The organism is Mesorhizobium sp. CAU 1732 (assembly GCF_039888675.1).
Classification (GTDB): Bacteria; Pseudomonadota; Alphaproteobacteria; order Rhizobiales; family Rhizobiaceae; genus Aerobium.
Genome location: NZ_JBDQQR010000001.1, coordinates 918,388 through 943,588, shown reverse-complemented (window position 1 = coordinate 943,588; position 25,201 = coordinate 918,388). Strand labels below are relative to the sequence as shown.

Here is a 25,201-nt window from a genome sequence, read left to right as displayed (position 1 = left end):
TTTGGGTATACCACCTGTATTCGATTTATGAGCTGCGAATATGCCGCCTGTCAATGCAAAGAGTCTCGTTGCCCAAATAATATGCATAAGGCATTGTAAAACCAACAAAAACGACCTTGGAGGGGTTTCCGTGAGGAGGAAAATCGATCTCAACTGCGATATGGGGGAGAGCTTCGGCGCCTTCACGATCGGTGACGACGCCGCGATGCTGAAGCTTGTCAGCACGGCGAATATCGCGTGCGGATTTCACGCTGGCGATCCTTTGGTGATGCGCAGAACAATTCGCATGGCGAAGGAAAACGGCGTCTCTGTAGGCGCTCATCCATCCTTTGCCGATCTCTACGGCTTCGGACGGCGCCGCATCTCGGGGGAGCGTCCCGAAGACCTCGAAACGCAGCTCATCTTCCAGATCGTCGCGATGCAAGGCATGTGCGAGCTGGAGGGACACCCGATGACGCATGTGAAGACGCACGGCGCTCTCGGCAATATGGCGGCCGTCGATCCCGACCTCGCTGCACTGTGCGTGCGAGCGATACGCGCCGTCGATCCCGGACTGATCTTCGTGACGTTGCCCTACTCGGAAACCTATAACGCCGCCGAAAAGATGGGCGTGCGCGTGGCCTGCGAAATCTACGCGGACCGCAGCTACACCGATGACGGCGAACTGACGCCGCGCAGCCAGCCAGGGGCGGTCATCCACGACCCTCGACAGAGCCTCGATCAGGTTCTGGAAATGGTGATCAACGGCCACATTCCAACGACCGGCGGCAAGAAGCTGCCCGTCGAGCCGGAGACGTTGTGCGTTCACGGCGACACGCCCGGCGCCGTCGATATCGCCCGCGCGCTGCGCACCGCCCTGGAAGAAAACGGCGTCGACATCGCGCCATTTGCAAAAGCCTGAAGGATCATTTCATGACGAGAATTATCTACGTCAATGGCGCGTGGCTGCCCGAGCCCGACGCAAAGGTTTCCGTATTCGATCGCGGCTTCCTGATGGCGGACGGCATCTACGAGGTGACGTGCGTGCTCGACGGCAAGCTCATCGACTATGACGGACACGCCAGGCGTCTCCAGCGCTCCGCGCGCGAACTCGGCATAACGGTGCCGCTCGACGAAGCCGGCCTGCTTGCCGTTCACCGCGAGATCGTCGCGCGCAACGGCGTCGATCAGGGCATGATCTATCTCCAGTTGACGCGCGGCGTCGCGGACCGCGATTTTGCGTACCCGCCGGCAGACACCCCGCCGACCCTCGTCCTGTTCACGCAGTCCCGCAACGTCCTCGAAAACCGCGCGGCTGACGAAGGTATCGCCGTAGCCCTTCTGCCGGACCTGCGCTGGGGCCGGCGCGACATCAAGACCATCCAGCTTCTCTATCCTTCCATGGCGAAGATGGAAGCCAAGGCGCGCGGCGCAGACGACGCGTGGCTGGTCGAGGACGGCCATGTCACCGAAGGCAGCGCGGCGACCGCGCACATCGTCACCGCCGATGGCGTGTTGGTAACCCGCGATCTGTCGCATGCGCTGCTGCCGGGCATCACGCGTGCTTCGGTTCTCGAACTGGCAGGCCAGCACGGCATAAGCGTCGAAGAGCGTGCATTCACGCCGGAGGAAGCGTTGTCGGCGCGCGAGGCGTTCATCACCTCCGCCACCAATTTCGTGGTGCCGGTGGTCAGGATTGACGACGCAAAGATCGGCGACGGCAAGCCCGGCACAATGACCCGCGATCTGCGCCGTTACTACATCGAGACACGCCGCGCGGCGGCGATCTGAGGGAGAGGAACATGGCCAGGAAAATCGACCGCCAGACGAGCGGCGTCTACATCATTGCGGCAACGCCGTTCACGGATAGCGGAGCGGTCGACCACGACAGTCTTCGTAGTCTGGTCGATTTCTATATCGGCCACGGCGTCACCGGCCTGACCATCCTCGGCATGATGGGCGAAGCCAACAAGATGACGGCTGAGGAACGCCGCAGCGTCATCGACACCGTTATCGACCGCACAGGCGACCTGCCGGTCGTCGTGGGTGTTTCGGATGCGGGGTTGTCGAACCTTGCCGACCTCAGCGGCTACGCCATGGATCGCGGTGCTGCCGGCGTCATGGTCGCGCCCAATGCCGGCCCTGCGCGCGAAGATCGCATCGAGGGCTATTTCCATTCCGTGTGCGATGCGTTGGGTGCGGACGTACCTGTCGTGTTCCAGGACTTTCCGCTGGCGACCAGCCTTCCGGTTTCGCCGGCTCTCATCCGCCGCCTGTCGAACGAGCGCGAGCAGATCGTGATGCTGAAGCACGAGGATTGGCCGGGTCTGACGAAGATCACCCAACTGCGCAAGCACGAGGAGACGGCAGGTGTTGCCCGCCTGTCGATTCTGGTCGGCAATGGCGGCCTCTATCTGCCGCAGGAACTGCAACGCGGCGCAGACGGTGCGATGACCGGCTTCGCCTATCCCGAAGCGCTGGTGAAGACGGTCGCGTTGCATCGCGCCGGAAAGGTGGACGAGGCCGAAGACTTCTTCGACCGCTATCTGCCGATCCTGCGGCATGAACAGCAGCCCGGCTTCGGCCTCGCGGTGCGCAAATACCTGCTGATGCGGCGCGGTGCTATCGCTTCCGCCGCCACGCGCGCGCCGGGGCCGAAAATGTCGCCGGTGGATATTGCCGAGGCCGAACGCCTGATGGCGCGGCTGGAGCTACGCCTGAACGCCTGATCCCGCTTCCCCGCCGCAAATCTGGACGAAGGCCCTCACGGCTGAAATCCGCGCGCCAGACCGACCCCACAAAACGCCGGTCTGGCGCACGCCGCCATCGGGCAGCACGCGCTTCTGAAGCCGCAGGCCATGCGGCCATGGCGGCGCCCAGTCCGGCACGATCGCCACGCCAAGGCCGCGATCCACCAGCGCCGCAATCGCATCCAGCGCATCCAGTTCCAGCCATTCGCGCACTTGCAGACCATGCTGGTGCAGGTAGCGATCCACGATCTGTCCGCCCCACTGGTTGCGGTCGTATCGTATGAACGGATTGCGCTCGATCACCGCCTTCGGATCATCCAGTACCATCCCTTCCGGCCCGATCAGCACCAGCGGCTCTTCACGCAAAGTCAGCCAGCCCGTCGATTTAGGCACCGGAAACTGTGGCCGCACGACCATGGCCGCATCCAGTTCGCCAGCCACGACGCCGTGATACAGATCGACGGACGCGCCGGGACGAATGAAATATTCGATCTTGGGATATTGCGCCCGCAATCGCGACAGGATGTCGGGCAGAAGCCCGGTCAGCGATGTTGCCGTCGCGCCAAGGCGCAGCTGCCCCGCGGGCTCGTCATTGGCGGCGATCGCCCGCAGATCGCGGGTCGCCTCGATAAGCTTGCGGGCATGGTCCATCACGGCCAGGCCGGAGCCTGTCGGCCTTACCGTCCGGCCCACCCGCGTCACCAGCGAATGACCGAGCTCCTGTTCCAGCGTGCGCAGGCGCTGCGCGAGAGCGGCGGGCGTGAGATTGAGCCGGCGCGCCGCCTCGGCAATCGAGCCGCACTCGGCCACGGTTATGAAGCTTTCAAGGAAACGAATATCCATAAGATAGTTTTTCTATCTTCTAAAAGCGTAAAAGACCAGATTTTATCGCTTCTTTGCGATCTGTAAGGTCGCGACGCAAAAGCCGGCCCAAGCGCCCCATAGCTGCCGTTCTCCCGAGGAATTACCATGTCGATAGAAGCGAAATTCAAAAAGCTTGGTACGGACAACGCGCCCGGCCAGGAAGGCCGCCAGCAGTCCGCCGGCATCGAGAGCCTGATGCGTGGAAGCGCTCTCGCCGGCCGGCCCGTCGATTTTTCGCACGGCGATGTCGATGCGCATGAGCCGACGCCCGGATCGTTCGAGCTGTTTTCGGCCGGCGTTTCGCTGGGCGGCGCGCAGGCGTACACGGAATATCGCGGCGATATCGGCATTCGTGAGTTGGTCGCGGCAAGGCTCGCCGACTTCACCGGCGCACCCGTCGATGCCGCCAACGGCATGATCATCACGCCCGGCACGCAAGGCGCGCTGTTCCTCGCGGTTGCCGCGACGGTGACGCGCGGCGACAAGGTCGCCATCGTTCAGCCGGACTATTTCGCCAACCGCAAGCTGGTCGAGTTCTTCGAAGGCGAGATGCTTCCCGTCCAGATGGACTATGTCAACGCGGACGAGACCCGCGCCGGGCTGGACCTGACGCAGCTTGAGGATGCGTTCAAAGCCGGCGCCAAGGTGTTCCTGTTCTCCAACCCGAACAATCCTGCCGGCGTCGTCTACTCCGCAGACGAAATCCGCCAGATCGCGACGCTGGCTGCACAATACGACGCAACCGTCATCGCCGATCAGCTCTATTCCCGCCTGCGTTATTCCGACGTGACCTACACGCATCTGCGCGCTCAGGCGATTTCCGCCGAGAACGTCGTGACCATCATGGGGCCGTCCAAGACGGAATCGCTTTCCGGCTACCGCCTCGGCGTGGCTTTCGGATCGAAGGCGGTGATCGCGCGGATGGAAAAGTTGCAGGCAATCGTCAGCCTGCGTGCAGCGGGCTATTCGCAGGCAGTGCTGCGGAGTTGGTTCGCCGAAGCCGACGGCTGGATGGACGACCGCATTCGCCAGCATCAGGCGATCCGCGACGATCTGCTGAGCGTCCTGCGCGCCACGGAAGGCGTATTCGCGCGCACGCCGCAGGCAGGAAGCTATCTATTCCCGCGCCTGCCGGCGCTGGCGATCCCGCATGCCGACTTCGTCAAGATCCTGCGTCTTCAGGCCGGCGTCATTGTTACCCCCGGCACCGAGTTCAGCCCTCACACCGGAGACAGCGTCCGGCTGAACTTCTCGCAGGACCATCAGGCCGCCGTCGCCGCCGTCGAGCGTCTGGTCGCACTTGTCGAGAGGTATCGCGCGTGAGCGTTGCCCCGCAGGCTCAGCCCGTCCCGCAGGGCGACTACACCCCCGCCAAGCGGCACGGAGACATAATCTACACGTCCGGCATGACGCCGCGTCGAAACGGGGTTCTGACCCAAACCGGTCCCGTGCTCCGCGACGCGCCGGTGGAGAACTATCGGGATGCTGTGGTCCTTGCCTGCGGCAACGCGCTTACCGCAGCGCGTAGCTTGCTGAAAGACGGCGAAAGTATTGCAGCCGTTCTGAACATGACCGTCTTCATAGCGGCGGAAGCCGGCTTCACGGCTCATTCACGGCTGGCCGATTTCGCGTCGCAACACCTTCGCACTGAACTCGGAGAGGGTGGCATCGGCAGCCGCGCCGCTGTCGGCGTCGCCACCCTGCCCGGCAATGCGCCGGTGGAAATCCAGATCGTCGTCGCCGTCTGATCGGCAGGCATAAAACAGAGTTGGACCCGAAATGACCGCCCCCGCCACACAGCGCCTGTCCTCGCGGCTTCAAGCCGTCCAGCCGTCGCCGACAATCGCCATGACCCGGCTTGCAGCCGAGTTGCGCCGTCAGGGCAAGGAAATCATCGGCCTGTCTCAGGGCGAACCCGATTTCGACACGCCGGATCACATCAGGACGGCGGCGAAGGCCGCGATCGATGCCGGCCAGACGCGCTACACCGACGTCGATGGCACGCCGGAACTCAAGCAGGCCGTCGCCGCCAAGTTCCTGCGGGAAAACGGCCTGAGCTACGAGACGAACCAGATCACCGTCGGCACCGGCGGCAAGCAGGTCCTCTACAACGCTCTGCTTGCAACGCTCGACGAAGCCGACGAGGTGATCATCCCCGCACCATACTGGGTCTCCTACCCGGACATGGTGCGGCTGGCCGGCGGCGTACCGGTGACGGTGCCGTGCTCCGAGGAGGATGCATTCCTGCTCACGGCAAAGGCCCTTCGCGCTGCGATCACCCCGCGCACGAAATGGCTCATTCTGAACTCGCCATCGAACCCCACCGGTGCAGGCTATTCCGCGACACACCTCAAAGCGCTTGCCGAGGTCCTGCTCGAGTTCCCCCGCATCCTCGTCATGACCGACGATATGTACGAGCACATCCGCTACGATGGCTGGGAGTTTGCCACCATCGCCGCGGTCGAGCCGAAGCTGCTGGACCGGACGATGACCTGCAACGGCGTGTCCAAGGCGTATTCCATGACGGGATGGCGCATAGGCTTTGCCGGCGGCCCGGCCGACATCATCAAGGCCATCGCGACGCTCCAGTCGCAAAGCACATCCAATCCCAGTTCGGTCAGCCAGGCCGCTGCCGTGGCGGCCTTGAACGGGCCGATGGACTTCCTTGCCGAGCGGAACGCGATTTTCCAGGAGCGGCGGGACCTGTGCCTCCAACACTTCAATTCCATCGACGGTCTTTCCTGCATCAAGCCGGTCGGCGCGTTCTACCTTTTCCCCTCCTGCGCGGAGATGATCGGACGCAAGCGTCCTGACGGGAAGGTGATCGAAACCGACACCGACTTCGTAATGTGGCTTCTGGAAGAGGCCGGCGTCGCAGCCGTTCCCGGCAGCGCTTTCGGGCTTGCCCCCTATTTCCGCATTTCCTTTGCAACCGCGACCGAGCGCCTCGAAGCGGCGTGCGCGCGCATCAGAACGGCCTGCGAAAAGCTGTCATGAATTCGACGCCGGCAATCCGGCGAAACTGAAACGAAACGGAGCACGAGATGGATCTTGGCATCAGGGGAAAGACGGCGTTGGTGCTGGGCGCCGGTGGCGGACTTGGCGGCGCCATCGCCAAGGCACTTGCGCGCGAAGGCGTGAAGGTTGCGCTCGGCGACATCGATCTCGCCGCTGCTGAAGCGACCGCGGCGGCTGTGCAGGCCGAGGGCGGCACGGCCCTTGCGCTGGCGTGGGACCTCGGCGACATGGCCGCCATCGAACCCAATGTAGCACGGATCGAGGCTGAACTCGGCGCGGTGGATATTCTGGTCAACAACACCGGAGGCCCGAAGCCGAGCACCGTCGCCGGACAGGCCCCCGAGCTGTGGCGATCGAGTTTCGAATCCATGGTGCTGTCGGTCATCGCGATCACCGACCGGGTCCTGCCGGGAATGCGCGCCCGCAACTGGGGCCGCATCATCACCTCCACCTCTTCAGGCGTGGTCGCTCCAATTCCCAATCTCGGCCTGTCCAACGCGCTGCGGGTCTCACTGGTCGGCTGGTCGAAGACGCTGGCGCGCGAAGTCGGCCGCGACGGCATCACCTCCAACATCATCCTTCCCGGCCGCATCGCCACGCCCCGCATCACCTTTCTGGACAAGCAGAAGGCAGAGCGTGAGAACCGCCAGGTCACGGACGTGGCGGCCGAAAGCGTTGCCGCGATCCCGGTCGGTCGTTACGGCCAGCCGGAAGAATACGCCGATGCGGTCGCTTTCCTTGCAAGCAAGCGCGCATCATACATCACCGGCAGCACCATCCGTATCGATGGCGGCCTGATCGCAAGCATCTGATCCAATATCCCAGGAGACGAATATGACTATCGACACCAGCAATGACGGTGCGCTGATCGCGGCGCTCTCCAACGTAACGACCGCGACGCTGACGACGGTGCTGCTCAAGAAGGGGCTGCGCAATGTCTGGCTTCGCGGCGCCGCACCGCTCAATCCCGGCCAGCCGCGCCTTGTGGGCCGTGCCTTCACCCTCCGCTTCGTCCCCGCGCGCGAGGATCTCGCGACCCCGGCAAGCTGGTCCTCGCCGATCTCGACGCGCGCTGCGATCGAAGACATGCCCGAGGGCTGCATCGCGGTGGTCGACTCCATGGGCGTTACCGACGCCGGCATTTTTGGCGACATCCTCTGCGCGCGCATGCAAAAGCGGGGCGTGGCGGCACTGGTGACCGACGGCGTCGTGCGCGACGTCGCCGGCGTTCGCGCGACCGGCCTGCCGGTCTGGTGCAGCGGTGTCGCCTCTCCGCCCTCTGTGGCCGGCCTCACCTTCGTCGACTGGCAGCAGCCCATCGGCTGCGGCGGCGTCGCCGTCTTCCCCGGCGACATGATCGTGATCGACGACGACGGCGCGGTGCTGATCCCGGCCGATCTGGTCGAGGCCGTCACTGCCGAGGCAGTCGAGCAGGAGCGTCTCGAAGGCTGGATCATGAGCCAGGTCGAGGACGGTGTCGCCCTGCCGGGCCTCTATCCGCCGAACGAGGAAAACAAGGCGCGTTACGCAGCGTTCAAAGCTGGAAAGTGACGTGTTTGGGGGGCGTCGGTGAACCGCGCTCCCTCCCCTTTCCTAAAGGTGTAACGATGAAGACCGGCAAGATCGCGCTTGTGACCCGGCTGTCCCCGGAAGCCGAGACCATGTGGCTCGAGCGGCTCTCGGCGGTCATGCCCGGTGAGGACATCCGGTCTTTCGTTACCCTGACCCCGGACGAGTACGTAGATATCGAGATTGCCATCGTCGCCAATCCCGATCCGGCTCACTTGGCGCAGCTGACCGGTCTCGTCTGGGTTCAAAGCTTGTGGGCCGGCGTCGAGCGCCTCGTCGCGGAGCTCGGCGACTTCCGCCCGCCGATCGTTCGTCTCGTGGACCCGGAACTGGCACGGACCATGGGCGAAGCAGCACTCGCATGGGTTTTGTACCTCTTCCGCGACATGCCCATCTATGCCGCCCAGCAGAGGGCGTCTCAGTGGGTCCAGCATCCCTATCGCAGGCCGGAACGCACGACGGTCGGCGTCCTTGGCCTGGGTGAGCTGGGGGCCACGGCTGCCATGCGCCTTCGCGAAGCCGGCTTCAACGTCGCGGGCTGGAGCCGAAGCCTCAAGCAGGTGCAAGGCATAACCTGCCGTGCTGGCGAGGACGGTCTGGAGGAAACGCTCAAGACGAGCGATATTCTCGTGTGCCTGTTGCCTCTTACCGCTGAAACGCGCGACCTGTTGGATGCGCGGCGTCTCGCGCTATTGCCGCGCGGGGCAAAGCTGGTCAATTTCGCGCGCGGCCCGATCATCAACACACCCGCGCTGCTTGCGGCGCTGGATACAGGCGCGCTCGGCCATGCCGTGCTCGACGTGTTTGCGGTCGAACCCCTGCCGGCCGCCTCACCTGAATGGTCGCACAGCGCAGTTACCGTGCTCCCCCACATTTCGGCTGCGACCGATCCGGACACCGCGAGCCTGATAGTCGCCCGCAACATCGAAGCCTACCGCGCCGACGGAAGCTTGCCCACAGCCGTCAACCTCCACCGCGGTTACTAGCTGTTCGGTCCTGGGCTCGATATCACCCGGGCATGACGCTCACTTCGGCTGGGACGGAACGGCTGCAATTGTGAGAATGCACATTGGGCGAGGCCATGGCGGTCGAGCACTCTTTTCTGGAATGCGCAAATGGCCAGCCAGCCTGCGCACATGCAGTTCGCGAATCTTCGTCGTCCAAAGGACGCGCTACAAACCGTAGACGGTCCTCCGTAACCGAACACACCTGCCACGGCATCAACACCCCTACAGAGCGATCTTACGCGTCCCATCACCCAAGCTTGGTTTTGCGTCATTTCATTCAGTCTTGACAAAACAAACTGCTGGAACTATCTGACGCCCATGAACAGTTACGATGACGATCCCGCCGTAGAATTCATCGAGACGGTCGGGCTGCGGTTCCAGGAGCAGAACATGCCCCGCATCGCAGGGCGGCTCTTCGGGCTTCTTTTGCTCGAGGGCGGTCCTTTCAGCTTCGGGGAACTGGCAGACAAGCTTCAGGTCAGCCGGGGCAGCATCAGCACGAATGCGCGGATGCTGGCGGAGATGGGGCTGATCGAGCGCGTCTCCAGGCCGGGAGACCGCCAGGATCACTACCAGATCGTCCCCGATGGAATGGTGCGGCTGTTCAAGCGCCAGCTCGAAAAACTGTGGTGGTCAGCCAATTTCTATCACTCGATCGAGGCCCGGCTGCCGGATCACAAGCAACAGGCAAAGCAGCGTCTGCACGCCACCGCGGTCTATACGCGCAAGGCGGCCGATGGGTTGGCACTCGGGATCACCGAGGCCGAGGAACTCCTGAGACAATCAGAAACTGCATAAGCCATTCATTCGCGTCGGCGGGCTATCTGCGGGCGCGCTGTTCAGTTTGTACTAAACAAAGAGAGCTTACATGGCCCGCAAATGGACGACAAAGCTGGCGCTCGGTGCGCTGCTCATCGGCGGCATCTACGCAGGGGTTTCGTATCTCGGCGTCGGGCCGGCGGCGCTCGACGCCAATGCTCGGACCGAGATCGACAGCTCTGCGGCGAACCGCGCCGCGCCGCGTCCGCTTGAACTGGCAGAGGTCGAGGTCAATCGGGTGAAGCCCACCTCCATGGAAGAGACGCTGCGCGTCAGCGGCGAGCTCCGCCCTGTCAACCGCGTGGTGCTCAGGGCCAAGGTCGGCGGGACCGTGAACGAGGTCAACGCGCGCGCCGGTCAGGCCGTAAAGGCCGGCGATGTGCTGATCCGCTTTGAGACCGAGGATCTGCAGTCCGCAGTCGTGCAGCGCGATTCCAACCTCGATGCGGCGCGCGCCCAACTGGTGCTGAGCGAGCAGACGCTGGACAAGACGGAAGAGCTGTCGCGGCGTGGCTTCGCAACCCGCGCTGCGCTCGAAAAGGCGCAGAGTGACGTGGCAGCAGCGCGCGCGAACGTCCAGGCGCTTGGGGCCGAGACCGAAACCGCGCGGACCGCATTGCGCGACGCCGAGATCATCGCGCCGTTCGACGGCGTGGTGGCCAGCCGCTCGGTCGAGCCCGGCGCGCCGGCGACGGCGAATGCCGATCTTCTCACCATAGTCGACACTTCGGTCCTCGAGGCCGAGGTTCTGGTCTCGACACGCGACATCACGCGCCTTCGGGTGGGTCAGGTGGCCACGTTGCAGATCGATGGGCTGGACGGGCAATCCGTGACCGGAACGGTCGACCGCATCAATCCCGTCGTCAACGAAGGCTCGCGTTTCGTGGCGGTCCACATAAGGCTGGAGAACACCGATGGACGGCTGTGGGGCGGCATGTTCGCGACCGGCTCGATCCAGGTGCGCGAAAGCAAGGACGTCTTCGTCCTGCCCTCCACGTCGCTGCGCGAGGACGAGGCGGGAGCCTATGTGTTCAAGCTTGCGGACGGCAAGCTCCTGCGCCAGCCCGTGAGCGTCGGCGCGCGCTGGAATGGCGGCAATTCGATCGAGATCGCCGACGGCATCGACACCGGCGACACGATCGTGGTCGCGCCACTCCCCGAACTCGAGCCGGATACGGCTGCCGTGGTCTCGGAGGCCGGCTGACATGTTTCTCACACGCATCTCGGTCAAACATCCGGTCTTCGCCACCATGATGATGGTGGCGTTGCTGGTCTTCGGCCTGTTCTCGTTCCAGCGCCTGGGCCTCGACCAGTATCCGAACGTCGATGTTCCCGTCGTCGTCGTGGTGACCAGCTATCCCGGCGCGACGCCGGAGACGGTAGAGACCGAGGTCACGCGTCCGGTCGAGGAAGCGCTGAACTCGATCAGCGGCCTCGATAGCGTGACGTCGACGTCTTATGAAGGCCGCTCCGTCGTCGTCGCCCAGTTCAAGCTGGAAGTGCAGGGAGCGACCGCGGCACAGGACGTCCGCGAAAAGGTTGCGCCCCTGGAAGCGCAGTTCCCCGCCGCTGTCGACAAGCCGCTCGTCTCGCGCTTCGATCCGTCCGACCAGCCGATCCTGTCGGTGGCGGTCAGTTCGCCGTCGCTCAGCGTGCCCGAACTGACCACGCTCGCCGACCAGCGCGTCGCCCGCCAGTTGACGACCATCTCGGGCGTCGGCCAGGCCACGCTGGTGGGCGGACAGGAACGCCAGATCGACATTCGCATCGACGAGACCCGCATGCGGGCGCTCGGCGTCGGAATCGACGAAGTCGTGGGCGCGCTGCGCAGCGGCAACCAGAACCGCCCGGCCGGCAGTGTGATCGGCGACTTCAGCGAGCGCACGATCCAGGTCCAGGGTCGTATCGAGCAGCCCGAGGATTTCCTCGAGATGATCGTGGCGCGGCGCGGCGGCGGCCCGGTCTATCTGGGCGACATCGCGACGATCAGCGACGGCGCCGCCGACGCGGAAAGCCTCGCGATCTACAATGGCGAGCCGGCGCTGGCGCTCGACATCGTCAAGATACAGGACGCGAACACGGTTCAGGTCGTCACGGATGTGAAGCAGCGCCTCGAACAGCTCAACGAGGAACTTGCGTCCGAGGGCGTGCAGCTTCGCATCGTCACGGACTCGTCCGTCGCGATCCAGGAATCCGTCGATCAGGTCCAGGCGACGCTCATGGAGGGCGCAGCGCTCGCCATTGCCATCGTCTTCCTTTTCCTCAATTCCTGGCGCAGCACGGTCATCACCGGCCTCACTTTGCCGATCGCAATGATCGGCACGCTCGCCGTCATCAGCGCCCTCGGCTTCACGCTCAACACGATGAGCCTTCTGGCACTCACCCTCTCCATCGGCATTCTGGTAGACGACGCGATCGTCGTGCGAGAGAACATCACCCGCCATCTCCATATGGGCAAATCGCATCTCCGGGCAGCGCTCGACGGCACCAACGAGATCGGCCTTGCCGTGATGGCGACGACGGCGACCATCATCGCGGTGTTCCTACCCGTGGCCTTCATGGAAGGCATTGTCGGACGCTTCTTCTACGAGTTCGGCGTGACGGTCTCGGCTGCGGTGCTGATATCGCTTTTCGTCGCCTTCACGCTCGACCCGATGCTGTCCAGCGTCTGGTACGATCCGGATGCGCAGCCAAATGCCAAGCGTGGTCCGATCGGCCGCATCATCGCCCGCTTCGACCACGGTTTCGAAAAGCTGGCAGGCCAGTACCGAAACCTCATCGGCTGGACGCTGCGGCACCGCTTCGTCACGCTGATGGCGACCGTCGCCATCTTCGTCGGCAGCGTCTTCATGGTTCCGCTCGTCGGCGCCGAGTTCGTGCCGAACGCCGACGAGGGCCGGTTCCAGATCAACGTGACCGCGCCGGTCGGTTCCTCACTGGACTATACGCGTGCCAAGCTTGGCCAGGTGGAAGGCGCGCTGCGCGAGTTCCCCGAAGTTTCGGCGATATACTCGACAGTGAACACGGGCGGAGCGATGGGCAAGCACAAGGCGGCCGTGCTGGTGCGGCTCGTGCCTCATGCGGAGCGCACACGCACGCCCGCGATGCTGGGCGAGCCGATCCGCGAGCGCCTCGCTGCCATTCCGGGCATCGACATCGCGATCGTCCAGGAGGGACTTGGTGGTGGCCAGAGCCCGATCCAACTCAGCATTCTCGGCGACGACCGCGCGGTCCTCGACGAGATCGCGACCAACATCATCGCCGACATGCGCCGCATCCCGGGAATGGTCGATGTTGCGTCCAGCGCGGAGGAGACCAGCGAGATCGTCTCGGTGCGCCTCAAGCGCGAGGCCGCAAGCGATCTCGGCATCGGCGTGCAGCAGCTCGGCGACATGCTGAGCCCGCTCGTCGGGGGCGAAGAGGTCACCAACTGGACCGACTCGCTCGGCGAGACCTACGAGGTCGTCGTTCGTCTCCCGCAGGATCAGCGGACAGACATGACCGCGATCAGCGAACTGATGATGACGACGGGCAGCACCGATGCGAGCGGCGCGCCGGTCATGGTTCGCATCGACCAGGTCGCGGACATCTCGGCTGTACGGACCGCATCGGAAATCCGCCGGCTCGACATGTCGCGCGAGGTTCTCATATCGGCAGACGTTGCCGGCCGCACGCTGGGCGACGCGACCACGGACCTCCAGTCCCTCATAGCGAGATACGAGCTTCCGGCTGGTTACCGCATACAGCTCGGCGGCCAGTCCGAGAACATGGAGGAGACGGTCGGCCACATGGTCACCGCGCTCGCGATGGCGGTCATCTTCATCTACATCGTCCTGGCGTCGCAGTTCGGCAGCTTCACCCAGCCGATCGCCATCATGGCCGCCCTGCCCCTCTCGCTCATCGGCGTCCTGCTCGGCCTGCTTGTGACCGGCAGCACGATCAACATGTTCTCGCTGATCGGCTTCATCATGCTGATGGGTCTGGTGACGAAGAACGGCATCCTGCTGGTGGATTTCGCCAACAAGGAGCGCGAACGCGGCCTGTCGCTCACCGAAGCGCTGGTCAGCGCCGGCTCGATCCGCTTTCGGCCGATCGTCATGACCACGCTTGCAATGATCTTCGGCATGATCCCGCTCGCGCTTGCCGTCAGCGGCGGCGGTGCGCAGCGCGCGCCAATGGCGCATGCCGTGATCGGCGGCCTGATCAGCTCGACCATCCTGACGCTGATCGTCGTGCCGGTGATCCTGTCCTACATCGACAGCATCACGCGGCGGCTCGCACCGTTCTTGCCAAAGGCGCCCGAAGATCACGAGGGCCATGGGGACGGTGAGGAAAGTGCCGCACAGAGGCCGGCCTGATGCGACGAAATCCTGTGGGGATCGCTATACGGCGATCTCCACGCAGGCAGCAGAGATGCGTCGCAGCGCTTCTTCCAGTTCGCCTTGCGAGGTCGCATAGGAAATGCGGAAGAACGGGCTGAGGCCAAATGCCGATCCCGGCACGACCGCAACTTCTGCCTTCTCCAGAAGGTAGTTCGCGAAGTCGCGGTCGGAGCCGATGACGTCGCCGTCCGGGGTCTTGCCGCCGAGCAGGCCCGCACAACTCGCAAACGCGTAGAACGCGCCTTCCGGCATGCGGCATTCGATGCCGTCGATGGCGTTCAGCCCGCTTACGACCAGATCACGACGCGCCCGGAAGCTGTCGCGGCGTTCGGGGATGAAATCCTGCGTGCCCGTCAGCGCCTCGATCGCCGCAGCCTGGCTGATCGATGTGGGGTTCGACGTCGCCTGGCTCTGCACCACGGCCATGGCCTTGATCAGGTCGGCGGGTCCCGCCGCGTAGCCGATGCGCCACCCAGTCATGGCATAGGCCTTCGAGACGCCGTTGATCGTCAACGCCCGCTCGCGAAGGCGCGGCTCGAGCGCGACCGGCGTCACGAAGCGAAAACCGTCATAGACGATGTGCTCGTAGATATCGTCGGCCATAAGCCACACATGCGGCCTGTCGAGCAGCAGGTCCAGCAGCGGCCGATAATGCTCTTCACCGTAGGCGGCACCGCTTGGATTGGACGGCGAGTTCAGCAGCACCCAGCACGTGCGCGGGGTGATCGCCGCGTCGAGTTGCTCTGCCGTGATGCGAAATCCGTTCTCCGCCCTGCCCTCGACCGTGACCGGCACGCCGCCACAGATCCGCACGATGTCGATATAGGACGTCCAGTAGGGCGCTGGAATGATGACCTCGTCGCCCGGGTCGAGCGTCGCCATGAAGGCGTTGAACAGGACCTGCTTCGCGCCGGTCGAGACCGTGACCTCGTTTGCCGCGAAATCCAGCCCGTTCTCGGTCCTGAACTTGTGCCGGACCGCGTCTTTCATGGCGGGCGAGCCGTCGAGGTTGGTGTATTTCGTGTCGCCGGCCTGGATCGCCCTCCAGGCCGCCTGCTTGACGTTGTCCGGCGTGTCGAAGTCCGGCTCGCCGGCGCCAAGCACGATCACGGGTCGCCCAGTGCGCTTCATCGCGCCCGCGCGCTGCCCGATCTGAAGGATCTCGGAGACGCCGATCGAGGCGACCCTGGAGGCGGGACGAAACCCCGCCTCGCTGCGTTCGTGCTTGCTCATCTTCGTTTACTCGACGTCGAAGGACACGCCCTGCGCCAGTGGCAGGGCCTTGGAGTAGTTCACCGTGTTGGTCGCGCGGCGCATGTAGGCGCGCCATGCGTCGGAGCCGGATTCGCGGCCGCCGCCGGTTTCCTTCTCGCCACCGAACGCGCCGCCGATCTCCGCACCGGACGTGCCGATGTTCACATTGGCAATGCCGCAATCGGAACCGTCAGCCGACAGAAAACGCTCGGATTCCTGCAGGTCGCGCGTGAAGATGGAGGACGAGAGGCCGGCCGCGACCGCATTGTGCTCTTCGAGCACGGCGTCGAGGTCGCTGTATTTCATGACGTAGAGGATCGGTGCGAAGGTTTCTTCGAGCACCGGTCCGTCCTGCTTCGGCATTTCGACGATTGCCGGGCGCACGTAGTAGGCGTCCGCATCCTTCGTGTCGAAACGCGCGCCGCCGGTGACCGTGCCGCCGAGAGACTTCGCCGCATCGAGCGCCTTTTGCATATTGTCGAATGCGGCCTTGTCGATGAGCGGGCCGATCAGCGCCGCGCTTTCCAGCGGGCTGCCGATGGAGACGCTCTCATAGGCCTTCTTCAGGCGCGGAACGAGCGCGTCATACACGCTTTCGTGCACGAAGAGGCGACGCAGCGTGGTGCAGCGCTGCCCGGCGGTTCCCATGGCGCCGAATGCGATGGCGCGAAGCGCCATGTCGAGATCGGCGGATGGGCAGACGATGCCCGCATTGTTGCCGCCGAGTTCGAGGATCGCGCGCGCAAAGCGCTTGGCGAGGCGCGGGCCGACGTCGCGGCCCATGCGGGTCGAGCCGGTCGCCGACACCAGCGGAACCTTGGGATGATCCACCAACACTTCGCCGATCGCGCGATCGCCGATCAGAACCTGGAGCAGTCCTTCCGGCGCGTCCCCGAAACGCTTCAGCGCACGGGCGAAGATCGCCTCGCAGGCGAGCGCGGTGAGCGGCGTCTTTTCGGACGGCTTCCAGACGACGCTGTCGCCGCAGACGAATGCAAGGCACGCGTTCCAGGACCAGACGGCGACGGGGAAGTTGAAGGCCGAAATGACGCCCACGACGCCCAGCGGATGCCAGGTTTCCATCATGCGGTGGCCCGGACGCTCGGTCGCGATCGTCAGGCCGTAGAGCTGGCGGGACAGGCCGACCGCGAAGTCGCAGATGTCGATCATCTCCTGCACTTCGCCCAGGCCTTCCGACGGGATCTTGCCGACTTCGATCGACACCAGACGGCCGAGGTCTTCCTTGGAGGCGCGGAGTTCCTCGCCCAGCAGGCGAACCAGTTCGCCGCGGCGCGGCGCCGGCACGAGACGCCAGGCGCGGAATGCGGCGTCGGCGGCCTCGATGGCCTTCTTCGCGTCCGCTTCCGAAATCGTCTTCAGCGATGCGATCTCCGTGCCGGACACGGGGCTCCTGACGGCCATGTCGCCAGCCGTGAGCACCTTTGCGTCGAGCCCGAGACGGACGAGGATGTCCGTGGTTTCCTGTCTGATATCCATGATCGCTTTTCCTTGCTTTTCTTCGTTTCGGGTCAGCCCAGGCGAATGTTGCCCGGCAACTTAAGACTCGGATTGCTCCGGCGATTGCGCTAAATGCGGCTAAGTTGATGCGATATCCAGATGACCCTCACCCGCAAACTGACACCTGACATCACCAAGTTGCAAGCGTTCGAATGCGCTGCGCGGCATGCGAATTTCACGCTTGCGGCGACGGAACTGCACCTGACGCAGAGCGCCATCAGCCGGCAGATCAAGGATCTGGAAGCGCAGCTCGGCGTCGCATTGTTCGAGCGGGTGCGCCAGCGCGTGGTCCTGTCGGGCGCGGGGCGAAAATTCCTGCCCGACGTGCGCCGGATCCTTGCACAAACCGAGGAATCGATGCTGCGCGTGATGACATCGTCGCAGTCGACGTCGCTGACGCTCGCCACCCTGCCGACATTCGGCGCACGATGGCTGTTGCCCCGCCTGCCCGATTTCCTGAAGAACAACCCCGACATCGCGCTGAACGTTTTCTCGCATTCACGGCCTTTCGACCTGGAGGAGAAGTCGTTCGACGCGGCCATCCATTACGGCGCCCCGATCTGGGCCGGCGCGACCTGCCGCTACATCTGCCGCGAGGAAATCCTGCCCGTGGCGAGCCCGACGCTTCTCGAGCGGCCGGACGGCGACATGGTGAGCCTGATCGAGCGGGGGCCGTTGCTGCATCTCGACACGCGCCCGAAAGCGTGGAGCGACTGGTTCAGGCAGGTGCGCGGCGACGAGGTCTCATCCTATCGCGGCCACCGGTTCGACCAGTTCAACATGGTTATCCAGGCCGCAACCGCAGGTATGGGTTTCGCGCTGGTGCCGCGCTATCTCATCGAAACGGAACTGGATCAGGGCATTCTCCAGGTCGTGGTCGACATCCCGTTGCCGACCGAGAACAGCTACTATCTCGTGGTGCCGGATCGCGAGCTGGAAAATCCCCTCGTCAATCGCCTGCACGACTGGATGGTGGCACAGGTCGCGACGAGCGGCGTCGCCTGAGCGGTCACGTGGGACAGCCTGATCGCGAACCTGTCCACAAATGCAGATTCGCTCTTGCCCATCGGGCGTCGATCTGATTGTTTGCGCCCATCCACAGGGGTGCTCCGTATTGTCGGGGCTGAGACGCGGGCGCGAAGCCCTCAAACCCTAGAAGCTGATCTGGGTAATACCAGCGGAGCGAGGCGGGCTATGTTTTCAGGCGCACAGATTTCCCTTTATCCCATGACCGGCGATTTCGTCGGCGTCATCATGAGCGCGCTCGGCGCGCTCGATCCCTATCGCGATCAATTGCGAATCGAGACCGACGACATCTCGACGCTTCTCGTCGGCCCGCCCGAAGTGCTGTTTCCGGCGATGCGCGACCTGTTCGTCGCGACGGCCGCGAGCGGCATCCACTGCGTGCTTTCGGCTGCGATCTCGCGCGGATGCCCGGGCGAGCCGGACGACGCGATCTGCGCGTCCCCGCAACTGAACGGTCCTCGCGAGCCGATCGAGCAGCGCAAGGATGCGGCATTCGCGGCGATAGCCGGCGCGCCGCACACGGGCTCTACGATCGCCGCGCAATTCTCGCTCTACGTGATGGGCGAAGGCGATCACATGGACGAGATCTACGGCTGCATCGACTTCGTGAAGCGCTCCGGCGTGTTCGATCGCTCGAAGAATTTCTGTACCCGGCTGGGCGGCGATGCCGGCCCCGTCTTCGCCGCGCTGGAAGCCGCGTTCTGCAAGTTCGGGCCTCCCGAGGGGCATGTGACGATCGACCTGACGGTTTCGGCGAACAGCCCGACGCCGCGCTGACGCCCACAGCGACGATAGATCCCTCATGCCCTCATCACCATCCGCGCGGGCGGTCGCGTCCGCGTTCGCCAAGGCCGGCCCCGCCATCGTGTCGGTCGGTTCGCTGTTTGCCGCGTGGGAATTCTACGCGCAGACCTCCGGCATCTCGCCGACCACGCTGCCGGCACCGTCGCGGGTGCTCGCGCAGATGGTGCAGCATCGCGCGGCGCTCATCGACAACACGCTGCCAACCATCCGCGCGACGCTCCTGGGCTTCGCCTGCTCGCTGACGGCCGCCTTCACCTTCTCGGTGGCGATCGATTTCTTCAAACCGTTGCGCCGGGCGCTCTTTCCCGTCTTCATCATCAGCCAGACCCTGCCGCTAATCGCGATCGCTCCGCTCATCGTTTTGTGGTTCGGCTTCGGCCTGACGCCGAAGATCGTGCTCGTCGCGCTCGTCACCTTCTTTCCGATGCTGGTGGCACTCGTCCAGGGCTATGCGTCCACCGACAGGGATATCGAGGCCCTGCTCGCGTCCATGGGCGCATCGCGGTGGCGCATCTTCATCGCCGCGCGGCTGCCGTCGGCCCTGCCCTACTTCTTCGCGGGGCTGCGCATTTCAATCACCTATGCGGTGGTCGCCGCGATCTTCGCGGAATATGCCGGGGCGGCGAAGGGGCTCGGCATCTACATCCTCAACGCCAAGAACAATTTCCGGCCGGATCTGGTGCTCGCAGCCGTCGTGATCAGCGCCACGCTGACGCTCGTCCTGTTCGCCACGGCGATGCTCGTCCAGCGCATTGCGATGCCGTGGCAGCAGCTCGACGGGGACCAGCGCCGATGAGCGCCAACCGGCTCGAGCTGCGGCACTTACGAAAAAGGTTCGGCGATCTCGACGTGCTGGCCGACATCTCGCTCACCGTGAAGCCGGGCGAGTTCGTGTCCATCCTCGGGCCATCCGGCGCGGGCAAGTCGACGATCTTCAAGCTTCTCACCGGAGGGGTTGAACCGGATGGCGGCGAAGTGCTGTTCGACGGCACGCCGCTCATGAAAGACCGTCGCCCGTTCGCGTTCATGCCGCAACGCGACGCACTGATGCCGTGGCGGCGCATCATCGACAATGCCACGCTCGGCCTCGAAGTGCGGGGGATGGCTCGCAGCCGGGCCCGCGCGCAGGTCGCACCGCTCTTCGCCGAATTCGGCCTCGATGGTTTCGAGCGCCACTATCCCGCGCAGCTTTCGGGCGGGATGCGCCAGCGGGCCGCTCTTTTGCGCACCGTCGTCCAGCACCGCGACATGCTCCTGCTGGACGAGCCATTCGGTGCGCTGGACGCGCTGACGCGGGCCGGCATGCAGCAATGGCTTCAAACCATGTGGAACCATCACCGGTGGACAGCGCTGCTGATCACGCATGACGTACGCGAAGCGGTCTTCCTGTCCGATCGGATCTATGTTCTCACCGCGCGGCCGGCACGGGTCATGACCGAAATCGCCGTGCCGCTGCGGCGTCCCCGCATTGATCTTGCCACGCCCGAGGCGAGCGCCATCGAAGCGCAGCTTTTGCAGACACTTCTCAATCCCGACAAGAGGACCTGACCATGCCCACCCGCCGCCAGATGATCGCCGCCGCGCTCGCCGCCCCCTTCGTGCCACGTCTGGCGTTCGCTCAGTCGCAGTCGGTGACCGTCGCGCTCGACTGGACGCCCAACACGAACCACATCGGCCTCTATGTCGCGCAGGCCAAGGGCTACTATGACGAGGCGGGGCTGGAGGTTCAGATCCTGCCCTACAGCGACACGGCAGCCGGCACGCTTGTCGCCAATCGCGTCGCCGATTTCGGCATTCTCGGCGTTCTGGGGCTCTTCACCCAGCGAACGGCGGGCGCCGACCTCGTCGCGACCTATGCGCTGGTGCAGACCGAGACCGGCCGCCTCGTCTTCAATGGCAATCGCAAGGACATCCAGCGGCCGAGAGATCTTGACGGGATGACCTATGGCGGCTTCGGCAGCGGTTGGGAAACGACGCTCATCGGCTCGATGATCCGCCACGATGGCGGCGAAGGCACGTTCGAGACCGTCACGCTGGGCACGTCCGCCTATCAGGCGCTCGCCAATGGCGCGGTCGATTTCACGCTTGAAGTCTATACGTGGGAAGGCGTGAAGGCCAAGCTCGAAGGCGTCTCGCAGCGCGCCTTCCGCTATGACGCCTACGGCGTGCCCGATCAGCACACCAACTTTATAGGATCGAGCCAGGCGTGGCTTGACGAAAACCCTGAAACGGCCGCCGCCTTCATCGCCGCCACGCGGCGCGGCTATGCCTTCGCGGTGGAAAACCCGGACGAAGCCGCCGGCATCCTCATTGCGGCGAACAGCGATGTCCTGACCGACGGCACGCTCATCCGCGCATCGCTTCAGGCGCTGATCGACGGGCACTACTTCCGAAGCGCCGACGGGGTGATCGGAACGATCGACCCCGCGAAGATGGAAGCGACCGCCAACTTCCTGATGGAGGCGGACGTACTGGTCGACGTGGATGGCAACCCGCTCCAAGACCGCCCCGATTTCACGACCTACTACACCAACGCCTATCTGGACTGATCGGGATCAGCCCCTAAAAGCAAAGCGGCCAACCGCGAGGCTGGCCGCTTTTTCATATCCTTGAAGGTCAGGCGGCAGATGCGACCGCCGGCTCGCCGATCGTCACGGTCAGGGTGCCGAGCGTGTCGATGCTTCCCACCAGCACGTTGCCCGGCAGCACCGGGCCGACGCCGTCCGGCGTGCCGGTCATGATCACGTCACCCGGCTCGAGCGAAAAATAGCGCGACAGCGTCGAGATGATCTCCGGCGTGCGCCAAATCATCAGGTTGAGATCCGAATCCTGCTTCGCGACGCCATCGACCTCGAGCCGGATGCTGCCGCTCGACGGGTGACCGACCTGCTCCACGGGGTAGATGGGCCCCAGCGGCGCCGAGTGGTCGAACGACTTCTTCAACTCCCACGGAAGCCTCGGGCCATCCGGCGTGTCGAGCAGGGTGCGGCGCGTCATGTCGAGGCAGATGCCGTAGCCGAAGACATGCGACAGCGCTTCGTCTTCGGGAATGTTGTAGCCGCCGGATTTCATGACGACCATCAGTTCGAGTTCGAAGTGGAAATTGTCGGTCTTCGGCGGATAGGGAACCACATCGCCGTCCTGAACCACCGAATCCGCCGGCTTCTGGAAGATCAGCGGAAAGTCGCGCGTCTCGTCGCCACCCATCTCGCGAACATGCGCGACATAGTTGCGACCGACGCAGTAGATGCGGCGCACGGGGAAACGCTCATCCGATCCGACGATCGGCAGGGTCTTCTGGATTGGGGCTGGAACGGCATGCTTGGCGTCGTGTGTCATCGTGGATTCCGTCGGTTTCACTCGACGCAAAGCATATGCGCGATCGGAACCGTGTCCAGAAGAATCTGCATATTATGATCGTAAGCGCAGAAATATGAATTTCTGTTGACAGCTTTTTTGGTTGGTGCATCCTGAGCGCCAGTTGCAGAGACAACGGAAGGGGAATGAACCATGTTTAAGAGAAGAGAGTTCATCGCAGCGGTCGCGTCGGTTTCGCTGCTCCTGTCGGCACCGTTCGCGGCGGCGCAGGACAAGCAGGAGCTCACGATCGCGTTCCCGAGCCCGGGCGGGCTGGGATATTTCGCGCTCTACAACGCGATGGGCGAAGGTTACTTCGAGGAAGAAGGCCTCGTGATCCAGCCCCAGAGCGTCAACGGTTCGGGTCAGGTCATCCAGGCCCTGCTCGCCGGTCAGGCGCAGCTCGGGCACCCTGGCCCCGGTCCGCTCCTGAACGCCCGCGAAGGCGGCGAAGACCTCGTCTACATCTACAACTATTTCACCCGCAGCCAGTTCAATCTCGTCGTCCCCGCGGAGTCGAAATTCCAGTCGCCGAGCGACCTCAAGGGCAAGGTGATCGGCGTCGGAACCTCGGACGGTGCGGAGGTCGCATTCGTGCGCTCCATCTTCGATGCCGAGGGCATGAAGGAAGGCGCCGACTACGAGTTCATCACGGTCGGCGAAGGCGGCATGGCGGTCGCGGGCTTCATGCAGAAGTCGATCGACGCCTATGCGTCGGATACGGCCGGCGTCGCCACGCTGCAGCTTCGCGGCGTCGACCTGCGCATCCTCACGCCGCCGGAGTTCCAGGGCTATTTCGGCAACGGCTATGTCGTGACGCGCGCCTACATGGAAGAGAATGCCGACGTGATCGAGCGCTTCGGCCGTGCGCTCGTAAAGGGCATCAAGTTCGGCATCGACCCCGCCAACCGCGAGGCGACGCTCGAACACGCCAACCTCGGCAACCCGCAGCAGCTTGAAGACATGGAATTCGCCAATGCGCTCCTCGATGTCTACTTCAACCTGACTGCGCCGCTCGATGCGAGCAAGGGCTATGGCTACCAGAACCCGGAAGCCTGGGAGCGCTGGCAGCAGACGCTGGTCAATTCCGGCGATCTCGACGCGCCGCTGCCCGATCTCACTCAGGCATACACGAACCAGTTCGTGGAAGCGTGGAACGCAAAGTGATGTCATCCACAGCAATGGCGGCCGGGAACACATCCCGGCCAACGCCGATCTACGAACTGACCAACGTCTCGAAATCCTATGGCGACGGTGACGTCGTTGCGCTCGAAGGCGTCGACCTGACGCTTCGACAGGGCGAGTTCCACTCGGTGATCGGATCGAGCGGCTGCGGCAAGTCCACGCTGCTCAAGATCATGGCGGGTCTCACACCGCCATCGAAGGGTCGCGTCATCCTCTCCGGCACGCCGGTGAAGGGTGCACGCCCCGACATCGGCATGATGTTCCAGCAGGCGACGCTCTTTCCGTGGCGCACGACATTGCAGAACATCCTGCTCCCGATCGAGGTGCGCGAAGGCAAGGCCGCGGCCGAAGCGGCGAAACCCAAGGCGCTCGCCTTGCTCGAACTCGTTGGGCTCAAGGGCTTCGAGAAGGCCTACCCCTCGCAACTGTCTGGCGGCATGGCGCAGCGCGCCGCGATCTGCCGCATGCTCGTATCCGAGCCGGACGTGCTGCTCCTCGACGAACCCTTCAGTGCGCTGGACGAGATCACGCGCGACTTCATGAACATGGAACTGCAGCGCGTCTGCATGGAGCGCAATGCATCGGCATTCCTCGTGACGCATTCGATCTCGGAGGCCGTGATCCTCTCGGATGTCGTGCATGTCATGTCGGCGCGTCCTGGGCGGGTGGTCCGCACGGTCGAAATCGACCTGCCGCGCCCGCGCACTCTGGAGATGGCGACGTTGCCGGCATTCGGCGAACACGTCAGCACGATCCGCAATCTTCTCGACAAGGGAGCGTTCCTATGAGCGAGCTGTCAGCGGCCGGCACGGCGATAGCGCCCGACGGCGACACGGTCTGGACCGAGCGCGTCTCGATCGCATCGTCCGTCCCGCGCTGGGTTTCGATGGTGGTGCTCATGGCCGTCTTCCTGGGCCTGTGGCAACTGGTGACGTCGGCCGGCATCGTCTCGCCGCTGATCCTGCCGAGGCCGATCGAAACGATCATCGACCTCGGCTTCGTCGGCAGAAGTCTGCTCTCCGGCAACTACATGCTGGCGGCCTTCTGGGTCACGACACAGGAAGTGATCTGGGGTTTCGTGGTCGCGTTGGCGATCGGCGTCTCGCTAGGCGTCCTCGTCGGCGAAACCTCCGTCGGCGAGCGCGCGGTCATGCCTTATATCGTCGCCATCGACACGATGCCGAAACTTGCCTTCGCACCGCTTTTCGTCGCGTGGCTCGGTTTCGGCATCTCCTCGAAAGTGGCGCTCGCGGCGTTCATCTCGGTCTTCCCGATCATCGTCGGCACGGCTGCCGGTCTTCACGCGGCCGACGAGAATGCGAAGATGCTGTTCAAGAGCATCGGTGCCTCGCGCCTCCAGACGCTCGTCAAGCTGAAGATACCGACCGGCCTGCCGCAGTTCTTCACCGGGCTCAAGATCGCGGCCATCAGCGTCGTGTCCGGCGCCATTGCCGGCGAGTTCCTCGGCGGCGGTCGCGGCTTCGGAGAGTTGATCCGCGTCGCGGCGGCGCAGCTCGACACACCGCGTGTTTTCTCGCTCATCATCTATCTCAGCCTGCTTGGGCTGTTGATGTTCGGCCTCGTTTCCTGGATGCAGTATAAATTCGTCTTCTGGCATCGTACGAGCAGCAATGCCCTCAGGAAGGCGGCGAAATAGATCGCTTCAGGA

The 25,201-nt window shown here is 64.1% G+C and carries 25 protein-coding genes and 1 riboswitch; of the genes, 20 read left to right on the top strand and 5 right to left on the bottom strand.

Annotation, left to right across the window (positions count from 1 at the left end):
- Positions 1–25: 25 nt before the first annotated feature.
- Positions 26–250, bottom strand: coding sequence for a hypothetical protein (locus tag AAFN55_RS04735; protein ID WP_347800297.1), 225 nt, complete (start codon positions 248–250; stop codon positions 26–28).
- Between AAFN55_RS04735 and AAFN55_RS04730 the strand changes: the two genes are divergently transcribed.
- Genes AAFN55_RS04730 through AAFN55_RS04720 form a run of 3 tightly spaced genes read left to right on the top strand, consistent with a single transcriptional unit; the run spans position 161 to position 2,708 of the window.
- Positions 161–901, top strand: a complete 741-nt coding sequence (locus AAFN55_RS04730) for a 5-oxoprolinase subunit PxpA (protein ID WP_347800184.1) — start codon at positions 161–163, stop codon at positions 899–901. The two genes, AAFN55_RS04735 and AAFN55_RS04730, sit on opposite strands and share 90 nt — an antisense overlap.
- Before the next feature lie 11 nt (positions 902–912).
- Positions 913–1,770, top strand: coding sequence for a D-amino-acid transaminase (locus AAFN55_RS04725; protein WP_347797720.1), 858 nt, complete (start codon positions 913–915; stop codon positions 1,768–1,770).
- Between the two features lie 11 nt (positions 1,771–1,781).
- Complete coding sequence (locus tag AAFN55_RS04720; protein WP_347797719.1) at positions 1,782–2,708, top strand: dihydrodipicolinate synthase family protein; 927 nt, start codon at positions 1,782–1,784, stop codon at positions 2,706–2,708.
- Here AAFN55_RS04720 and AAFN55_RS04715 read toward each other — a convergent pair.
- Positions 2,691–3,572, bottom strand: coding sequence for a LysR family transcriptional regulator (locus AAFN55_RS04715; protein ID WP_347797718.1), 882 nt, complete (start codon positions 3,570–3,572; stop codon positions 2,691–2,693). The genes AAFN55_RS04720 and AAFN55_RS04715 overlap by 18 nt on opposite strands.
- Positions 3,573–3,698: 126 nt before the next feature.
- Between AAFN55_RS04715 and AAFN55_RS04710 the strand changes: the two genes are divergently transcribed.
- The 9 genes from AAFN55_RS04710 to AAFN55_RS04670 all read left to right on the top strand — a co-directional run bounded on the left by AAFN55_RS04710 (position 3,699) and on the right by AAFN55_RS04670 (position 14,364).
- On the top strand, positions 3,699–4,916 hold the full coding sequence (locus tag AAFN55_RS04710; RefSeq protein ID WP_347797717.1) for a pyridoxal phosphate-dependent aminotransferase: 1,218 nt from the start codon (positions 3,699–3,701) through the stop codon (positions 4,914–4,916).
- On the top strand, positions 4,913–5,341 hold the full coding sequence (locus AAFN55_RS04705; protein WP_347797716.1) for a RidA family protein: 429 nt from the start codon (positions 4,913–4,915) through the stop codon (positions 5,339–5,341). Before AAFN55_RS04710 ends, AAFN55_RS04705 begins: the two co-directional genes overlap by 4 nt.
- 31 nt (positions 5,342–5,372) lie before the next feature.
- The gene (locus tag AAFN55_RS04700; protein WP_347797715.1) at positions 5,373–6,590 is read left to right on the top strand and encodes a pyridoxal phosphate-dependent aminotransferase; all 1,218 of its coding nucleotides are present in this window, start codon (positions 5,373–5,375) and stop codon (positions 6,588–6,590) included.
- A 47-nt stretch (positions 6,591–6,637) separates the two neighbouring features.
- Positions 6,638–7,423 carry an SDR family oxidoreductase gene (locus AAFN55_RS04695; protein WP_347797714.1) on the top strand — a complete coding sequence of 262 codons (786 nt, stop codon included), beginning with the start codon at positions 6,638–6,640 and terminating at the stop codon, positions 7,421–7,423.
- Positions 7,424–7,445: 22 nt separating this feature from the next.
- The gene (locus AAFN55_RS04690) at positions 7,446–8,162 is read left to right on the top strand and encodes a ribonuclease activity regulator RraA (RefSeq protein ID WP_347797713.1); all 717 of its coding nucleotides are present in this window, start codon (positions 7,446–7,448) and stop codon (positions 8,160–8,162) included.
- A 56-nt stretch (positions 8,163–8,218) separates the two neighbouring features.
- The gene (locus tag AAFN55_RS04685) at positions 8,219–9,166 is read left to right on the top strand and encodes a glyoxylate/hydroxypyruvate reductase A (RefSeq protein WP_347797712.1); all 948 of its coding nucleotides are present in this window, start codon (positions 8,219–8,221) and stop codon (positions 9,164–9,166) included.
- A gap of 339 nt (positions 9,167–9,505) precedes the next feature.
- Positions 9,506–9,985, top strand: coding sequence for a MarR family transcriptional regulator (locus AAFN55_RS04680; RefSeq protein ID WP_347797711.1), 480 nt, complete (start codon positions 9,506–9,508; stop codon positions 9,983–9,985).
- A 70-nt stretch (positions 9,986–10,055) separates the two neighbouring features.
- Positions 10,056–11,210: an efflux RND transporter periplasmic adaptor subunit gene (locus AAFN55_RS04675; protein ID WP_347797710.1), complete on the top strand. Its 1,155-nt coding sequence runs from the start codon at positions 10,056–10,058 to the stop codon at positions 11,208–11,210.
- Between the two features lies 1 nt (position 11,211).
- Entirely contained in the window at positions 11,212–14,364 is a 3,153-nt protein-coding gene (locus AAFN55_RS04670; protein WP_347797709.1) for an efflux RND transporter permease subunit, read from the top strand.
- A 24-nt stretch (positions 14,365–14,388) separates the two neighbouring features.
- Here the strand turns inward: AAFN55_RS04670 and AAFN55_RS04665 are convergent, their stop codons facing one another.
- On the bottom strand, positions 14,389–15,621 hold the full coding sequence (locus AAFN55_RS04665; protein WP_347797708.1) for a pyridoxal phosphate-dependent aminotransferase: 1,233 nt from the start codon (positions 15,619–15,621) through the stop codon (positions 14,389–14,391).
- Positions 15,622–15,627: 6 nt separating this feature from the next.
- The gene (locus AAFN55_RS04660) at positions 15,628–17,139 is read right to left on the bottom strand and encodes an aldehyde dehydrogenase family protein (RefSeq protein ID WP_347797707.1); all 1,512 of its coding nucleotides are present in this window, start codon (positions 17,137–17,139) and stop codon (positions 15,628–15,630) included.
- A gap of 120 nt (positions 17,140–17,259) precedes the next feature.
- Here AAFN55_RS04660 and AAFN55_RS04655 point away from each other — a divergent pair, with 120 nt between their 5' ends.
- The 5 genes from AAFN55_RS04655 to AAFN55_RS04635 all read left to right on the top strand — a co-directional run bounded on the left by AAFN55_RS04655 (position 17,260) and on the right by AAFN55_RS04635 (position 21,539).
- Positions 17,260–18,165, top strand: coding sequence for a LysR family transcriptional regulator (locus tag AAFN55_RS04655; RefSeq protein WP_347797706.1), 906 nt, complete (start codon positions 17,260–17,262; stop codon positions 18,163–18,165).
- 85 nt (positions 18,166–18,250) lie between these two features.
- Positions 18,251–18,364, top strand: a riboswitch (TPP riboswitch).
- On the top strand, positions 18,355–18,963 hold the full coding sequence (locus tag AAFN55_RS04650) for a YkoF family thiamine/hydroxymethylpyrimidine-binding protein (protein WP_347797705.1): 609 nt from the start codon (positions 18,355–18,357) through the stop codon (positions 18,961–18,963). It overlaps the preceding riboswitch by 10 nt.
- A 25-nt stretch (positions 18,964–18,988) precedes the next feature.
- Positions 18,989–19,786, top strand: coding sequence for an ABC transporter permease (locus AAFN55_RS04645; protein ID WP_347797704.1), 798 nt, complete (start codon positions 18,989–18,991; stop codon positions 19,784–19,786).
- Complete coding sequence (locus tag AAFN55_RS04640; protein ID WP_347797703.1) at positions 19,783–20,538, top strand: ABC transporter ATP-binding protein; 756 nt, start codon at positions 19,783–19,785, stop codon at positions 20,536–20,538. The genes AAFN55_RS04645 and AAFN55_RS04640 overlap by 4 nt, the downstream gene beginning before the upstream one ends.
- On the top strand, positions 20,535–21,539 hold the full coding sequence (locus tag AAFN55_RS04635; RefSeq protein ID WP_347800183.1) for an ABC transporter substrate-binding protein: 1,005 nt from the start codon (positions 20,535–20,537) through the stop codon (positions 21,537–21,539). The genes AAFN55_RS04640 and AAFN55_RS04635 overlap by 4 nt, the downstream gene beginning before the upstream one ends.
- Positions 21,540–21,606: 67 nt before the next feature.
- Here AAFN55_RS04635 and AAFN55_RS04630 read toward each other — a convergent pair whose 3' ends face one another.
- Entirely contained in the window at positions 21,607–22,329 is a 723-nt protein-coding gene (locus tag AAFN55_RS04630; RefSeq protein ID WP_347797702.1) for a fumarylacetoacetate hydrolase family protein, read from the bottom strand.
- Positions 22,330–22,500: 171 nt separating this feature from the next.
- Here AAFN55_RS04630 and AAFN55_RS04625 point away from each other — a divergent pair, with 171 nt between their 5' ends.
- From AAFN55_RS04625 to AAFN55_RS04615, 3 genes are read left to right on the top strand one after another with little or no spacing between them, the layout of a single operon-like run.
- Positions 22,501–23,514, top strand: coding sequence for an ABC transporter substrate-binding protein (locus tag AAFN55_RS04625; protein WP_347797701.1), 1,014 nt, complete (start codon positions 22,501–22,503; stop codon positions 23,512–23,514).
- Positions 23,514–24,320, top strand: a complete 807-nt coding sequence (locus AAFN55_RS04620; RefSeq protein ID WP_347797700.1) for an ABC transporter ATP-binding protein — start codon at positions 23,514–23,516, stop codon at positions 24,318–24,320. The genes AAFN55_RS04625 and AAFN55_RS04620 overlap by 1 nt, the downstream gene beginning before the upstream one ends.
- Positions 24,317–25,189, top strand: coding sequence for an ABC transporter permease (locus AAFN55_RS04615; protein ID WP_347797699.1), 873 nt, complete (start codon positions 24,317–24,319; stop codon positions 25,187–25,189). The genes AAFN55_RS04620 and AAFN55_RS04615 overlap by 4 nt, the downstream gene beginning before the upstream one ends.
- The last annotated feature ends 12 nt before the right edge of the window (positions 25,190–25,201 follow it).

Coding starts and splice junctions, on each gene's coding strand:
- AAFN55_RS04720 (WP_347797719.1), top strand. CDS start 1,782: ATGGCCAGGAAAATCGACCGCCAGACGAGCGGCGTCTACATCATTGCG.
- AAFN55_RS04710 (WP_347797717.1), top strand. CDS start 3,699: ATGTCGATAGAAGCGAAATTCAAAAAGCTTGGTACGGACAACGCGCCC.
- AAFN55_RS04685 (WP_347797712.1), top strand. CDS start 8,219: ATGAAGACCGGCAAGATCGCGCTTGTGACCCGGCTGTCCCCGGAAGCC.
- AAFN55_RS04725 (WP_347797720.1), top strand. CDS start 913: ATGACGAGAATTATCTACGTCAATGGCGCGTGGCTGCCCGAGCCCGAC.
- AAFN55_RS04680 (WP_347797711.1), top strand. CDS start 9,506: ATGAACAGTTACGATGACGATCCCGCCGTAGAATTCATCGAGACGGTC.
- AAFN55_RS04715 (WP_347797718.1), bottom strand. CDS start 3,572: ATGGATATTCGTTTCCTTGAAAGCTTCATAACCGTGGCCGAGTGCGGC.
- AAFN55_RS04670 (WP_347797709.1), top strand. CDS start 11,212: ATGTTTCTCACACGCATCTCGGTCAAACATCCGGTCTTCGCCACCATG.
- AAFN55_RS04630 (WP_347797702.1), bottom strand. CDS start 22,329: ATGACACACGACGCCAAGCATGCCGTTCCAGCCCCAATCCAGAAGACC.
- AAFN55_RS04665 (WP_347797708.1), bottom strand. CDS start 15,621: ATGAGCAAGCACGAACGCAGCGAGGCGGGGTTTCGTCCCGCCTCCAGG.
- AAFN55_RS04660 (WP_347797707.1), bottom strand. CDS start 17,139: ATGGATATCAGACAGGAAACCACGGACATCCTCGTCCGTCTCGGGCTC.
- AAFN55_RS04645 (WP_347797704.1), top strand. CDS start 18,989: ATGCCCTCATCACCATCCGCGCGGGCGGTCGCGTCCGCGTTCGCCAAG.
- AAFN55_RS04675 (WP_347797710.1), top strand. CDS start 10,056: ATGGCCCGCAAATGGACGACAAAGCTGGCGCTCGGTGCGCTGCTCATC.
- AAFN55_RS04620 (WP_347797700.1), top strand. CDS start 23,514: ATGTCATCCACAGCAATGGCGGCCGGGAACACATCCCGGCCAACGCCG.
- AAFN55_RS04655 (WP_347797706.1), top strand. CDS start 17,260: ATGACCCTCACCCGCAAACTGACACCTGACATCACCAAGTTGCAAGCG.
- AAFN55_RS04690 (WP_347797713.1), top strand. CDS start 7,446: ATGACTATCGACACCAGCAATGACGGTGCGCTGATCGCGGCGCTCTCC.
- AAFN55_RS04695 (WP_347797714.1), top strand. CDS start 6,638: ATGGATCTTGGCATCAGGGGAAAGACGGCGTTGGTGCTGGGCGCCGGT.
- AAFN55_RS04700 (WP_347797715.1), top strand. CDS start 5,373: ATGACCGCCCCCGCCACACAGCGCCTGTCCTCGCGGCTTCAAGCCGTC.
- AAFN55_RS04640 (WP_347797703.1), top strand. CDS start 19,783: ATGAGCGCCAACCGGCTCGAGCTGCGGCACTTACGAAAAAGGTTCGGC.
- AAFN55_RS04615 (WP_347797699.1), top strand. CDS start 24,317: ATGAGCGAGCTGTCAGCGGCCGGCACGGCGATAGCGCCCGACGGCGAC.
- AAFN55_RS04650 (WP_347797705.1), top strand. CDS start 18,355: ATGTTTTCAGGCGCACAGATTTCCCTTTATCCCATGACCGGCGATTTC.
- AAFN55_RS04625 (WP_347797701.1), top strand. CDS start 22,501: ATGTTTAAGAGAAGAGAGTTCATCGCAGCGGTCGCGTCGGTTTCGCTG.
- AAFN55_RS04730 (WP_347800184.1), top strand. CDS start 161: ATGGGGGAGAGCTTCGGCGCCTTCACGATCGGTGACGACGCCGCGATG.